General features: G+C 67.7%; 13 protein-coding genes. 5 read left to right on the plus strand and 8 right to left on the minus strand.

The window, feature by feature from the left end:
• Nucleotides 1–106: 106 nt before the first annotated feature.
• Nucleotides 107–1,828, minus strand: coding sequence for a TIGR03767 family metallophosphoesterase (locus H074_RS03415; RefSeq protein ID WP_007028618.1), 1,722 nt, complete (start codon nt 1,826–1,828; stop codon nt 107–109).
• A gap of 175 nt (nt 1,829–2,003) precedes the next feature.
• Here H074_RS03415 and H074_RS03420 point away from each other — a divergent pair, with 175 nt between their 5' ends.
• Nucleotides 2,004–2,438, plus strand: coding sequence for a hypothetical protein (locus H074_RS03420; RefSeq protein WP_007028619.1), 435 nt, complete (start codon nt 2,004–2,006; stop codon nt 2,436–2,438).
• Here H074_RS03420 and H074_RS03425 read toward each other — a convergent pair.
• Entirely contained in the window at nt 2,435–3,034 is a 600-nt protein-coding gene (locus tag H074_RS03425; protein ID WP_007028620.1) for a TetR/AcrR family transcriptional regulator C-terminal domain-containing protein, read from the minus strand. The genes H074_RS03420 and H074_RS03425 overlap by 4 nt on opposite strands.
• A gap of 58 nt (nt 3,035–3,092) precedes the next feature.
• Between H074_RS03425 and H074_RS03430 the strand changes: the two genes are divergently transcribed.
• Nucleotides 3,093–3,548: a hypothetical protein gene (locus tag H074_RS03430; RefSeq protein ID WP_007028621.1), complete on the plus strand. Its 456-nt coding sequence runs from the start codon at nt 3,093–3,095 to the stop codon at nt 3,546–3,548.
• Here H074_RS03430 and H074_RS03435 read toward each other — a convergent pair.
• Both H074_RS03435 and H074_RS03440 read right to left on the minus strand, forming a co-directional pair.
• A complete protein-coding gene (locus H074_RS03435) occupies nt 3,517–4,779 on the minus strand; it encodes an ABC transporter substrate-binding protein (protein ID WP_039921415.1) in 1,263 nt (420 codons plus the stop codon). The genes H074_RS03430 and H074_RS03435 overlap by 32 nt on opposite strands.
• 100 nt (nt 4,780–4,879) lie before the next feature.
• Nucleotides 4,880–6,517, minus strand: coding sequence for a long-chain fatty acid--CoA ligase (locus H074_RS03440; protein ID WP_007028623.1), 1,638 nt, complete (start codon nt 6,515–6,517; stop codon nt 4,880–4,882).
• Between the two features lie 451 nt (nt 6,518–6,968).
• On the opposite strand from H074_RS03440, the gene mihF reads away from it, so the two are divergent.
• Nucleotides 6,969–7,280 (plus strand): integration host factor, actinobacterial type, encoded by a 312-nt coding sequence (gene mihF / locus H074_RS03445; RefSeq protein WP_005155963.1) that lies wholly within the window; start codon nt 6,969–6,971, stop codon nt 7,278–7,280.
• 107 nt (nt 7,281–7,387) lie between these two features.
• Nucleotides 7,388–8,536: an isochorismate synthase gene (locus tag H074_RS03450; RefSeq protein WP_039921507.1), complete on the plus strand. Its 1,149-nt coding sequence runs from the start codon at nt 7,388–7,390 to the stop codon at nt 8,534–8,536.
• Nucleotides 8,537–8,621: 85 nt separating this feature from the next.
• On the opposite strand, the gene H074_RS03455 is transcribed toward H074_RS03450, so the two are convergent.
• Both H074_RS03455 and H074_RS03460 read right to left on the minus strand, forming a co-directional pair.
• Entirely contained in the window at nt 8,622–9,311 is a 690-nt protein-coding gene (locus H074_RS03455) for a 4'-phosphopantetheinyl transferase family protein (RefSeq protein ID WP_007028625.1), read from the minus strand.
• A gap of 28 nt (nt 9,312–9,339) precedes the next feature.
• A complete protein-coding gene (locus H074_RS03460) occupies nt 9,340–10,695 on the minus strand; it encodes a C4-dicarboxylate transporter DctA (protein WP_007028626.1) in 1,356 nt (451 codons plus the stop codon).
• Nucleotides 10,696–10,821: 126 nt separating this feature from the next.
• Here H074_RS03460 and H074_RS03465 point away from each other — a divergent pair, with 126 nt between their 5' ends.
• Nucleotides 10,822–11,991, plus strand: coding sequence for an acyl-CoA dehydrogenase family protein (locus H074_RS03465; RefSeq protein WP_007028627.1), 1,170 nt, complete (start codon nt 10,822–10,824; stop codon nt 11,989–11,991).
• A 69-nt stretch (nt 11,992–12,060) separates the two neighbouring features.
• Here H074_RS03465 and H074_RS03470 read toward each other — a convergent pair whose 3' ends face one another.
• The gene (locus tag H074_RS03470) at nt 12,061–12,390 is read right to left on the minus strand and encodes a hypothetical protein (protein ID WP_007028628.1); all 330 of its coding nucleotides are present in this window, start codon (nt 12,388–12,390) and stop codon (nt 12,061–12,063) included.
• A 58-nt stretch (nt 12,391–12,448) separates the two neighbouring features.
• Entirely contained in the window at nt 12,449–13,084 is a 636-nt protein-coding gene (locus H074_RS03475; RefSeq protein WP_007028629.1) for a TetR/AcrR family transcriptional regulator, read from the minus strand.
• Nucleotides 13,085–13,104: the final 20 nt, after the last annotated feature.

Raw genomic sequence — 13,104 nt, forward strand, 5'->3', positions numbered from 1 at the left:
CGAACCCGGCTCCGCCGGGTGCCTTCGCCTGCCCACTCACCGACCGATTTTCGAACCAGTGGTAAGGACGGTTAGAACCGTCCTTACCACTCACGAGGCCCAAGGCTCAGGCGAGTGGGTTCGGCAGCAGCAGCTCCGTGTTCTGGTCCTGAGCCGTCCCCACCGCGCCCAACGAAGCGTGGATGTCGTTGTACGAAAACTCCCGGTACAGCGACGCAAGCGCTTGCGTCGAGGTGTCCGAGTACGACGCCTCGTACGGCGCTTCCGCCTCGATCAGGGTCGTGAACAGCGACAACGTGCCGTCGGCGTTGTCGGCGACCTCGATGATCCGCGCGTGCTGCGGGAAGTCGATGTGCGAGGCCGTGTTGATCTCCCAGAAGCCCTGCTTCGCGGTCTTGCCGGCGTGCGGGGTGATCTTGTTGTGGTGCGTGTGCCCGTTGACCCAGGCCAGCACGTTCGGGAACCGGTGCAGCAGCGAGACGAACGTGTCGCCGTTGAGCCGGAGCTCCAGCGGGTGCCGCGCGTCCGGCAGCACGTTGCCCATGGTGTCGCTGGTGTGGTGGCTGAACAGGATGAACAGCTCGTCGGTCACGTTCTGAGTGACCTTGCGCCCGAAGAAGTCGTAGTACGTCGAGCTGTTGCGCTTGAGCGTGTTCTCCACCCAGGTGAACTGCCCGAGCCCGATCGACCCGTCGGCCAGCCCGGCCATGGTCGTTGTGTCGAGGCTGATGCCGACGACGCCCGGCGCGATGCGGAAGGTGTAGTACACGTTCCGCCCGTCGGCGTTGTTCCCGCTGAACCCGTGGCCCACCGGACCGGGGCCGGTGTTGGCGGAGTCGAGGTGGTGCTGGACGAACTCCGCGGTGCTGAACGGCCGCCGTCGCTCGTCCGGGGTGATCTCGCGGATCGTGCCGGAACCGCCGAACAGCTCCGTGATCGGGACGCCGGAGCCGGACCCGATCGCCTTGGCGAGCTTCCGCGACGTCGTTTCGTCCTTGCCGATCACCTTGAAGCGACCGGTGTACCAGGCGTCCATCCCCGGCAGGTCCGGCACCGTGCCGACGATGCTGTCGTCGTGGTTGCCGAAGGTGCAGAACCACGGGACGTCGAGACCGGGCGAGGTGAAGGTGTTCGAAGCCGCGCCGAGCAGGCCGGGCAGCTGCGGGAAGCCCTTCTTCGTGTACGCGTCGTCCAGCGGTTCGCCGGGGTTCCAGTAGTGCGAAGACCCGGACGTCTGGACGCCCTCGTGCACATTCGGGTCGCCCGAGGTCGGGTTCACCGTGCCGCCGTTGAGCACCTTGAGGAACCATTCGAGCTCGATCAGCTCGTGGTTGTCGGTGTTGTCGCCGGTGGTGACCATGAAATCGATCGGCCGCCCGGTGAACGGGCCCGCCTTCAGGCTGTTCACGCGCTCCACCAGTGCCGTCGTCGCGACCGGGCCGAGGGTTTCCTGCGGCCGGTGCGCCGACCCGACGAACGGGTGCAGGTACTCGAACCGCGCCGGGCTTTCGGCGTCGGTGAAGTGCAGGTCGGTGAACTGCGCGAAGGAGGCCATCGCGCGCCGCCGGTCGTCGCGGCCGGACTTCGGCGCGGCGAGATCGCCCCGGACCACGAGCGGCCAGCCGGGACCCGCGGTCAGCCGGGTGTAGCCCGGACCGCTGTTGAGCGGGGCCGCCGCGGCTTCCAGCGTGGTGCCCGCGGTGCGGACCGCGCGGGTCGTGGTGCGCGCCAGCGCCCGGTCGAGCGCGTTGGCGGTCGGCGTGCACAGCAGCAGGCCGACGCCGGCGGCGCCCGCCGCGGTGAAGGTGCGCCTGGAGATGACGGACATGGCGGTGCCCCCAGTCGTCGCGGGTGGATGTCGCGGAAGGACGATGCCGGAAGACGTTAGCCGTGGGGTGAACGCCAGAAAAGGGTAATGCGAAAATTTGTCACGTTTGGCGGAATACCAAAGAAGCCAAGCGGGCTGGTTACGCTGGCCCCTTGACGAGCGAGGAGGTGGCCCGGTGGGTGCTTCGGCCTGGTCCGTCCGCGGCCGGTTCGACGGCGATCCGGAAGTGGCGCTGGACGTGATGAAGGCGCGTGTCTTCGAGGAGGGCGACTACCTCTGGGAAGAGGACGAACTCGGCCGCCCGGATTCGATCGACGAGCTGTACGAGGTGGAGAGCGTCCAGGAGTCCGGGACACATTCCGTGCTCGACGTCCATGAGTTCATCAGCGCCACGGGCGAGGACGACTTCGGCACGATCCGGCCCTTGACCGACGCGGAACTCGTCGCCGCGTTCGGCACCGAGGAGCCGTCCGTCGCCGACTTCGACGAACTCGACAAGGCGGGACGGCTGCCGTACGAACGCCGTCCGCGCTGGAGCGCGAACTGTGCGCTGCTCTACGAGAACGACGTCGCCGTCGAACTGGCGATTTGGGGTGTGTCCGGCGACTAGAGCCGGGCCGCGAGCCCGTCGAGGATCACCTCGACGCCCAGCTCGAACAGGTCTTCGCTGCTCTGCGCCGCGAAAGCCGGGCCCAGCCTGCTCGCATGGGGATAGGCCGCGAGCCGTTCGAGGAACCCTTCGTCCGGCTTCCGGGCGGGCAGCGTTTCGATCGACGCGAGCACGTGCGCGGTGATCAGCCGCGAAATACCCGCGGTGTCCTCTTCGGAGAAGCCCGCCCCCAGCAGAATCCGCGCGGTCGTCTCGATATGGCCCAGCCGGTGCGGGCCGGTCGGTGGCCGCTCGCGGAGCAGCGCGGCCGCGTCCCGATGACGCAGCAGCAGAGCGCGGAACTGGCGAAGCCCGCTCGCGAGCTGTTCGCGCCACGGCAGGTCCCGGTCGATCTCGAAGGCGTCGGCGCAGATCGCTTCGGCGACGAGATCCAGCAGTTCGGCCTTGTCCTTCACGTGCCAGTACAGCGTCGGTGAGCTGACGCCGAGCTTCGCCGCCAGCCGCCGGGTGGTCAGCTCGGCGAGGCCGGCTTCGTCGAGCAGTTCGACGGCGGCCTCGGTGATCTTGGCGGGGTCGAGCGAGCCTTTGCGTGCCACCCGAGGACCCTATCAGTGATAGATTTGTCTCTATCACTGATAGAGAATGGGGGAAGTGATGCTCTGGACACCGAAGATCCGCCTGGCGACGGTGCTGTGCTCGATCGTTTTCGTCCTCGGGACGACGCTGCAGAACTACGTGATCATCGATCTGGACCTGATCGAAGCGAGCATGCGGCTCAAGGGGGCGGACACCGCCGGCACGTCCGCGTACCTCGACACGTTGCGGCTGGTGGGGAACGTCTTCATCGTCGGCAACGCGCTGGGACTGCTGGTGTGGTTCCGCCGGCGCTGGTTGTTCTGGCCGGTGCTCACGGTCAACGTCGGCCAGGCGCTCGGCGTGTACGTCGTGCCGTTCGAAGTGCACCGGGCCGCGATCGCCGAACACGGCTGGCCGGGCGTGCTTCCGTCCCTGGTCACCGATGGCGGCGCGGTGATCCTGTCGATCGTGCTGATCGTCGCTTACGTCCGTTCGCGGCGGCTCACGCGGACAGGCGACCCAATTCGGCTTTGACGGCCTCGACGGCGGCCTTGGTCTCGGCGACCGGGTCGGCGCCGTCGCGGGCGATCCGGCCCAGGGCGTCGACGAGCGCGGTGTTCGCCGTCGGTGTCCACAGTGGACCGGCGGCACGGCCGTTCTCCTTGACCAGCTTCGCGGCGTCGGCCGCCGCGGCGACCTTGTCGAGCACGCTCAGCCGCGCGGGCAGATGGAAACCGAACTTGGTGGCGAACTCCTGCTGGAAGTCGGTGCGTTCCAACCACAGCCACTTGACGAAGTCCTTGGCCGCGTTGGGGTTCAGGCTCTTGGAGTGCACCATCGCGCTCAACCCGCTGACCGGGACGGACGGCGCGCCCGCCGCGTCGAGCCGGGGGAAGGCCAGGACGCCGAAGTCGTCCTTCACGGTGTCCTGGATCTTCGGCAGGTTCCACAGCCAGGTCCACTGCATGGCGGTGAGCCCGTCGATGAACGGGAGCGGGTCCGGCCAGTCCGTCGAAGCGCCCAGCAACAGCGAACCGTTGAGCTCGTGGAGTTTCGCGAACACCGTGGCGGTACGCGGATCGTCGAAGCCGACGGATTTCCCGTCCTTGACGTAGTCGAGTCCCGCCGACCACAGCAACGGCCCGGCGAGCGCCGCGGCGCCCGCGTCGTTGCCGGCGAACAGTCCTTTGACGCCGTCCTTGGACAGTTTCTTCGCCGCGTCGACGAGTTCGTCCAGCGTCTGCGGCGGCTGTACCCCGGCCTCCTGCAGGAAACTCTTGCGGTAGAAGAGGACCTGGGTGTCCAGCGCCTGCGGGATGCCGTAGGTCTTGCCGTCGACCGTCTGCGCCGCCAGTACCGAGGGGTTGAAGTCCCCGCGCACGGGGCCGACGACGTCGTCCAGCGGGACGAGGAGGTTCTGCCGGACGCGGTCGACGGTGACCTGTCCTTCGAAGACGTCCGGGACCGGCCCCGCCTGCAGGGCGGCGTTCAGTTTCGTTTCGTAGTCGTCGGGATTCCACTGCACCGCGACCTTGGACTTCTGATACGCGGCCGCGTAGCGCGTGACGGCTTCCTGGACGCCGGCTTCGGGATACGGGTGGTACCACTGCGCGAGGTCCACCGGTTTCGGTTTCGGCCTGGTCACCCCGGCGGAGTAGGCCGTCGACGGGGGCGGGTTTCCCGTTTGGACGGTGTTGGATCCGCAGGCGGAGAGCACGGCTGTCCCCGCCAGTGCCAGGAACGCTCGCCTGTTTGTCTTGCGCACCAACAAAACCCTTCGCCGAATGCCGTGAAGGCCACCTTCAGGGACCAGCGTCCCTCAAGATGGCCTTCACGGAAGACTAGGCGCGCGGGAGATTAACCCGTTAGAGATGACTGACGTCGAGTTTGCCTTCGGAGTGGAACGCCCGCAGCCGCTTCTTGTCGAATTTGCCGACACTGGTCTTCGGGACTTCGTCCACAAAGGTCCAATTCTCCGGAAGCTGCCACTTCGCGACCTTGTCGGACAAGAACTCGCGCAGGTCTTCGGCCGTGACGCTCTGGCCTTCCTTGAGCACGACGGCGACCAGCGGGCGCTCGTCCCACTTCTCGTCGGGGATGCCGACCACGGCCGCCTCGGCCACCGCAGGATGGGCCATCACCTGGTTCTCCAGATCCACCGAGGAGATCCACTCGCCGCCGGACTTGATGACGTCCTTCGCGCGGTCGGTCAGCGTGAGGTAGCCGTCGGGGCTGATCTTGCCGACGTCGCCGGTGCGCAGCCAGCCATCGTGGAACTTCTCCGGATCGGGCTCGTCACCGGTCGTGCCGCCGTAGTACGACGCCGCGATCCACGGGCCCTGCACTTCGAGTTCGCCGACACTTTCGTTGTCCCACGGCAGTTCCTCGCCGTTGTCGCCGATCAGCCGGGCGCTGACGGACGCCGGGAACCGGCCCTGGGTGTAGCGATATTCCCAGGCCTTCTCGCCGGTCGCGGCGGCGGGCGGACGCGCGACGCTGCCCAGCGGCGACGTCTCGGTCATGCCCCAGGCGTGCAGGATCGGCACGCCGTAGCGGTCCTCGAACGCGTGCATCAGCGACGGCGGCGCCGCCGATCCGCCGACCACGACCTCGCGCAGATGGGAGATGTCCTGCGGGTTCGCGTCGAGGTGGGAGAGCAGACCCTGCCAGATCGTCGGGACGGCGCCGGCGAAGGTCGGCTTCTCGGCGTCGAGCATCTGGGCGATGGGCGCGGGCTGAAGGAAGCGGTCCGGCATCAGCAGCGAGGCGCCCACCATCATCGCCGCGTACGGCATCCCCCAGGCCATCGCGTGGAACATCGGGACGATCGCGAGCGCCTTGTCGTGCTGGGCGAGCCGCATGCTGTCGGACATCGTGACCTGCATCGAGTGCAGCCAGATCGACCGGTGGGAGTACGCGACGCCCTTCGGGTCACCCGTGGTGCCCGAGGTGTAACACATCGCGGCGGCCGAACGCTCGTCCACCTCGGGCCAATCGAAGGTGTCCGGCTGCGCGGCCAGTAGCTCGTCGTAGGAGTGCACCTGGACGCCGTCCGGCGCCGTCAGGGTGGAAGCGTCGCCGTTGGCCACGATCACGTGACGCACGGTCTTCAGCCCGGGCAGCTGCTTGGCCAGCAGCGGGACCAGCGTGCCGTCGACGATGACGACCTGGTCCTCGGCGTGGTCGGCGACGAAGACGAGCTGCTCCGGGAACAGCCGGATGTTCAGCGTGTGCAGTACCGCGCCCATGGCGGGGATGGCCAGGTACGCGGCCATGTGCTCGGCGTTGTTCCACATGAAGGTGCCAACGCGCTGGTCGCCGGTGATGCCGAGGCTCCGGAGGGCGTTGGCCAGGCGAGCGGCGTGCTTGCCGAGTTCGCCGTAGGTCTCGCGGCGGGCTCCTGAACCGGTCCAGGTGATGACTTCGCTCTCGGAGTGCACCGTGGTGCCGTGGCGGAGCAGCCTGCCCAGTGACAGCTGTCCGTCCTGCATCGTGCTCAACATCGCGTACTCCCGTGGTGCTCGTTCTCCGGTGAACTGGGGTTGCGCCGACTCTAATGCGGGCCGGGCGAACCGGGCAGTGCCGACGATGGCAACCGTTCGGTCACAGTGTCGCGCTAACGGGTGTTCGCCGGTTCGGGTCAAGATCATCAATAATTCGTATTTTTCTTACCATGAAACGAAAAATGGCTGACTGTGCGAAGTGATGGCATCGCTCATAAGGGTGATGAACGCAGGCAAATCGCCGCTCGAACGACGTGTTTCCGCAGGCTGGGGCGGGTTGCCCGTGGCGTGATCGAGGGGTAATAAGTGCGTGTCGGTTTCACGGCCGAGGAACGGGTGGCGTTTACTGGAGCCGTGGTACAGAGACGGCTGGCCAGCGCTTGCTCTTGCAAGCATGGTTTAAAGGCCGTCGGCCGCGAAAGCGGAGACCTGAGATGAAAGGACTACTACGTTGGCTCTGCCCACGTTGACTCCGGAGCAGCGCGCCGATGCCCTCGCCAAGGCGGCTGAGGCTCGCAAAGCGCGCTCCGAGCTGCTTGCGTCGATCAAGTCCGGCAAGGAGAGCATCGACAAGGTGCTCAAGCAGGCCAAGGAGAACAAGACCATCGGCAAGACGAAGGTCACGCAGCTGCTGAAGGCCGTTCCCGGCCTGGGCGCGGTCAAGGTCGCCGCCCTGCTGGAGCAGGCCGGGATCGACCCGGACCGGCGTGCCGCCGGCCTGGGCGAGCGGCAGCGCGAGGCCCTTCTCGAGGCGCTGAAGTAACGCTTCCGCCCAGGTCACGGGCTGTCCGGGGGAGGGTGTTGCCCGAGAGGCTGTTGCCCGGGCAACACTTTCCCCTGGTCTCAGCCGGAGCCTGGGACGCTGGTGTGGTGACGACCAGTACCGCACCGGCGACCCCGGCAGACCTGGCCGCCCGCTACGAGCGGGGCGACTTCCTCCTGGCCACGGCGCGGCACGCGCTCCTCGCGAGCGGGGCCGTGGCCACCGCGACCGACACCGAGCCGTCGCGGCTGTCCGGGGCGCTCCCCGGGCTGTTCACCGACTCGGGCGCGTCGATCGCGGTCGGCGTGCTGCCCTTCGACACCAGTGACACCACGTCGACACCGGGCCATCTGGTGCTCCCGCGCGCGGTCCACCGCGCGTCTTCCGACCACGCGGCCGTCCCGCCGCGCACCGCGCTCCTGCGGCCGGTCAAGGTCACTCCCGTGCCGGAGCCGGAGGCGCATCTGGCCGCCGTCCGCGCGGCCGTCTCGGCGCTGAGCGACCGTGAACTGCGCAAAGTCGTCCTGGCCCGCGCGCTCGATCTCGACTTCGCCGAGGCCATCCCGGTCGCCGAGGTGGTCCGGAACCTGGCGAACGGGAACCCCCGGCACACCACCTACGCCGCGCAGTTGCCCGGCGGGCGCACGCTGGTCGGCGCCACCCCCGAACTCCTGCTCTCCCGCACCGGCGGCGCCGTCGTGTCCCGGCCGCATGCCGGGTCGATGCCCCGGTCCGAGGATCCGGCGATCGACAAGGCGAACGGTGAGGCGCTGCTGGCGTCCGAAAAGGACCACGTCGAGCACGCCGTGGTGGTGGAGTCCGTCGTCGAGATCCTGCGGCCGTTCTGCCGCACTCTCGACGTCCGCGGCCCCGAACTCGTCTCGACCCCGGCGATCTGGCACCTCTCGACCGCCGTCACCGGTGAGCTGATCGACCGGGACGTCACCGCGCTGGACCTCGCCGCCGCGCTGCATCCGACCCCCGCGATCTGCGGCACACCGACCGGCGCCGCGCGCTCCCTCGTGCAGGAGCTGGAGCCGTTCGACCGCGCGTACTACGCGGGCGCCGTCGGCTGGGTCGACGCGGCCGGAGACGGCGAATGGGCCGTCGGGATCCGGTGCGCGGAGATCGCCGACACCTCCATGCGGCTGTACGCCGGCGGCGGCATCGTGCCCGCTTCCGATCCCCGGACTGAACTCGACGAGACCTCGGCGAAGTTCCGCACCCTGCTCGCCGCCATGGGCCTGGAGATCTAGGGTCCCCGCAATTCGTCACCTACTTGCGCCCGATCGATGCCCGGCGCCGGTAAGCGCCCACGCAAGTAGGTGACGAATTGCGGGGTCAGAGGGTCGCGAAGTCTTCGGTGACCGAGATGTCGTCAGAGGTCAGCAGCGCGACGGCGGCCCGGTAGCCCTCGGTCGCCTTCAGGTCCGCGAGCCGGGTCCGAGCCGGGTCGAGTGCCTTGTGGCTCGACCGGACCAGCCGCGCCTGCTCGTCGTAACCGGAGAACGTGATGCTCTGCAGCGGGATCTTGAGGCCCTTCCCGGTGGCCTTCATGACGGCTTCCTTGCGCGTCCAGTAGGTGAAGAACGCCGTCGCGCGCTCGTCGTCGGAGAGTCCGGAGATCGCGGCCAGCTCGGCGGGGGTCAGCGCGTACTCCATGAGCGAGTCTTCGGCCCGCCTGGTGGCCGTCTCGACGTCGAGACCGACCGGGGTCCCCGCGGTGGCCGCGACGCCGATGAGGTCGCCGGAATGCGAGATCGACAGCATCAGCGGCGCGCCGGGGACCTTGGGCCGTCCGTGCGGTTTGCCGCAGTCGTCACAGGTCGCGTCGAAGCTCACGTCCTCGACGGCCAGGCCGAGCCGATCGGCGGCGACGGTCTTCGCCAGCACCCGGCCGGTCAGGAACCGGCGTTTGTCGATGTCCTGGCGATAGCTTCCGTACCGGCCTTGCTCCAGCTCGTCGAGCAAGGCCAGGAACCGGGGTTCGGCGGGCAGGGGCGGGGACCAGCGGACCGCACAATCGATCACGTCTCCTTTCTACCCGATCCGTACTGGTTCACTCGAGTGTTCTTTGAGTAGCGTCTTTACCCGATTCCGCACTGGCATCACTCGCGTTTTCGTCGAGCAGCGTCGCCTCGTCGAACGGCGACCGGCCGTTCAGGGTCCGGTCCAGCTGCTCGCGGTCGATTTCGTTGGTCCAAGTGCCGATCAGCACGGTCGCGACGGCGTTGCCCGCGAAGTTCGTCAGCGCGCGGGCCTCGGACATGAACCGGTCGATGCCGACGATGAACCCGACGCCGTCCACCAGCTCCGGCCGGTGCGAGGAGAGCCCGCCCGCCAGCGTCGCGAGCCCCGCGCCGGTGACCCCGGCGGCCCCCTTCGACGCGATGATCATGAACACCAGCAAGGAGATCTGCTCGCCGATGGTCAATGGTTTGTCGAGCGCGTCCGCGATGAAGATGGACGCCATCGTCAGGTAGATCGCGGTGCCGTCGAGGTTGAACGAGTACCCGGTCGGCACGGTGATGCCGACGACCGGTTTGGAGACGCCGGCGTGCTCCATCTTCGCGATCAGCCGCGGCAGCGCCGACTCCGACGACGACGTCGACAGGATCAGCAGGAACTCGCGACCGAGGTAGCGCAGCAGTTTGAAGATGTTGACCCTGGCGAACAGGCCGATGATCAGCCCGAGCACCACGAACACGAACAGCGCGCAGGTGATGTAGAAGCCGAGCATGATCACCGCGAGGCTCTGCAGCGCCTTCCAGCCGGTCTCGCCGACGACGGCGGCGATCGCACCGAACGCGCCGACCGGGGCCGCCCACATGATCATCGCCAGGATCCGGAACACGAGCCGTTGGATGTGCTCGATGCCGCGGCGGATCGGCTCGCCCTTGGTGCCCAGTTTCTGCAGCGCGAACCCGGCGAGCAGCGCGACCAGCAGCGTCTGCAGCACCTCGCCCTCGGTGAACGCCGAGACCAGCGTCTTCGGGATGATCCCGAGCAGGAAGTCGACGGTGCCCTCGCTCTTGGCGATCTGGTCCTGGCCCTTTTCGGCGATCTCGGGGGTCAGGTGCAGTCCGGTGCCGGGCTGGAGGATGTTGCCGACGACCAGGCCGATGACGAGCGCCACGGTCGACATGATCAGGAAGTAGCCGATCGCGAGCCCGCCGACGCGGCCGACCTTCGCGGCCTTCGCCACCGAGCCGACGCCGAGCGCGATCGTGCAGAAGATGATCGGCGAGATCATCATCTTGATCAGGTTCACGAACCCGGTCCCGAGCGGTTTCAGTTCCTTGCCGAGCTGGGGGAACAGGATGCCGACCGCGATGCCGAGCGCCACCGCCGCGATGACGGCGATGTAGAGGTAATGGGTGCGGTCCCGCTTCGCCGCGGGTACTTCCGTGCTCATTGGTGCCCTTCGACGAGACGGGGACAGGTTGCGAAAACTTATGACAACTTCTCGGCGAACGACAGTCGAAGCGGTACGCTTGGCTAAGCGAGCGCTTAGTCACTGTCGAACAGGAGCGGGCTGACCATGGATTTCTCTCTGAGCGTCGAGGAACGCGAGGTGCGGGACTGGGTCCGCACGTTCGTCCAGCGCGACCTCATGCCGCGTGAGCAGGAGGTGCTGCGCCGCGAACGCGCCGGTCAGCCGGGCCTGACCGCCGACGAGCTGCGCGAACTGCAGCTGAAGGCCAAGGAGTCCGGCTTCTGGGGCGTGCAGACGCCGGAGGAGTACGGCGGCATGGGCCTGTCCGCGGTGATGACCGCGCTGCTGGAGGCCGAACTCGGCCGCACGTTCGTGCCGTTCCGCTTCGGCGGCGCCGCGGACAACATCCTGTACTACGCCAACGACGAGCAGAAGGAGCGCTACCTGCTCCCGACGATCTCGGGCGAGCGCAAGTCGTGCTTCGCGATCACCGAACCCGGCGCGGGCTCGGACGCCAAGGCCATCCGGACCTCCGCCCGCAAGGACGGCACCGACTGGGTCATCAACGGTGAGAAGACCTTCATCACCGGCGGCAACGAGGCCGACTTCGTGATGGTCTTCGCGATCACCGACCAGGAGAAGGGCGCGAACGGCGGCGTCACCTGCTTCCTCGTCGACCGCGACGCGGGCTGGAAGTCCGAATACATCGACACCATGGGCGAATGGGGTCCGGCGTCGCTGGTCTTCGAGGACGTCCGCGTGCCGGAAACGCAGATCCTCGGCGAACTCGGCCACGGTTTCGACCTGGCGATGCAGTGGATCGGCGCCGGCCGCTACCTGCTGCCCGCCCGCGCGATCGGCTCCTGCGAGCGGCTGATCTCCATGGCCATCGAGCACGCGAACACTCGGGAGACGTTCGGGCAGAAGATCGCCGAGCGCCAGGCCATCCAGTGGATGATCGCGGACTCCGGCACCGAGCTGGAGGCCCTGCGCTGGCTGGTGCTGCACGCCGCCTGGCAGGTCGACCAGAAGCTGGACTCGCGGCACGCGCAGTCGATGGCGAAGCTGTACGGCGGGGTGAAGGCGAACGAGATCGTCGACCGTGTCCTGCAGATCCACGGCGGGATGGGCTACACGCGGGAACTGCCGGTCGAGCGGTGGTACCGCGAACTGCGGCTGCTGCGGATCTACGAGGGCACCGACGAGATCCAGCGCCGGACCATCGCGCGCAACCTGCTCAAGGGACACGTGAAGGTCGGCGGCACCCTCGGCTAGCGGCCGAACATGCCGTGAAGGCCTCCTTCCCTACGCTCACGGTAGGGAAGGAGGCCTTCACGGACCTGACTAGTCTTCTTCCTTCTGGTTCCGCATCGCGATCGGGACCCCGGCCAGGTCCTCTTCGTTGCAGAGAAGCTTCACGTCGTAGTACGGCGAACCCTTGCGGTCGTCGTAGTCGAGATGGACGGCCAGCACATCGACCGGTTCCCCGAGCCACTCCTGAGCCTGGCGTAGCCATGTCGCGCACCGTTCGAGGGCCGTGGGCAGGTCGTCGTCGCGGAAGCCCACCGGGCGGTAGGGGACGTCCTGCACCTGATCACGGGGGTTCGAAGGCACCGGCAACGCCGGCGAGAGACCCGAGTCGTCCAGTTCGAGTTGGATCGTTTGCTCAGTCACCCTTCGAGCGTCCCCCAGAGAAGCCGTCTGAGCAAGGCGTACAAGGTATGAGTCGCCGCTAAACGGGCACTCGCCACACTCCCGAGACCACTTCACGGCAGTTTTGCAACGCGGTGACGTCCAGATGGCGTTCACAGGCGAGCGCCCGCAGTGCCAGTTCCGCGTAATGCGCGGCCAGCTGATCCAGGGTGAGCGGACCCGCCGGCGAATACCAGCGCGCGACCCCGCTGCACATCTCCACCAGCGCGAGCCGGGTGACCGAAGGCTGCTCGGTGTGGAAGACGCCCGCCGCGACCCCGTCCTCGATGGCGTCCGCCCACAGCCTTTCGTAGGCGTCGCGCAGTCCCACCACTTCGGCCCTGGCGCCGGGAGTGAGCGCGTGGACCTCGTTGTCCACCACACGGGTGTCATCCGGCTGGATGGCGTGCGCGAGCACGTGCAGCGCCACCAGGGAACCGAGCCGGGACACGGGATCGGCGAGCCCGGCGGTCGCCTGCTCGGCCGCGTCGAGCAGACGCCGCAGCGACTCGTTCATGATGGCCACCAGCAGGTCTTCCTTGGTGCCCATGTAGTGGTACAGGCTGGCGGACGACAGCTGCGCCTCCTGCGCCAGATCCCGGATGCCGGTGCCGTGGAACCCCTTGGCGGCGAACAGTTTCACCGCGGCCTGCCGGACGCGTTCGCGGGTGCTCACGACTCGAGGTTCCCCTTCTT

The sequence above is a fragment of the Amycolatopsis decaplanina DSM 44594 genome (genome assembly GCF_000342005.1).
GTDB classification, from domain to species: Bacteria; Actinomycetota; Actinomycetes; order Mycobacteriales; family Pseudonocardiaceae; genus Amycolatopsis; species Amycolatopsis decaplanina.

What these genes read in the sequence shown, in the direction of transcription:
- H074_RS03415 (WP_007028618.1), bottom strand. Translation starts at nt 1,828, where the DNA reads ATGTCCGTCATCTCCAGGCGCACCTTCACCGCGGCGGGCGCCGCCGGC.
- H074_RS03440 (WP_007028623.1), bottom strand. Translation starts at nt 6,517, where the DNA reads ATGTTGAGCACGATGCAGGACGGACAGCTGTCACTGGGCAGGCTGCTC.
- H074_RS03430 (WP_007028621.1), top strand. Translation starts at nt 3,093, where the DNA reads ATGCTCTGGACACCGAAGATCCGCCTGGCGACGGTGCTGTGCTCGATC.
- H074_RS03460 (WP_007028626.1), bottom strand. Translation starts at nt 10,695, where the DNA reads ATGAGCACGGAAGTACCCGCGGCGAAGCGGGACCGCACCCATTACCTC.
- H074_RS03465 (WP_007028627.1), top strand. Translation starts at nt 10,822, where the DNA reads ATGGATTTCTCTCTGAGCGTCGAGGAACGCGAGGTGCGGGACTGGGTC.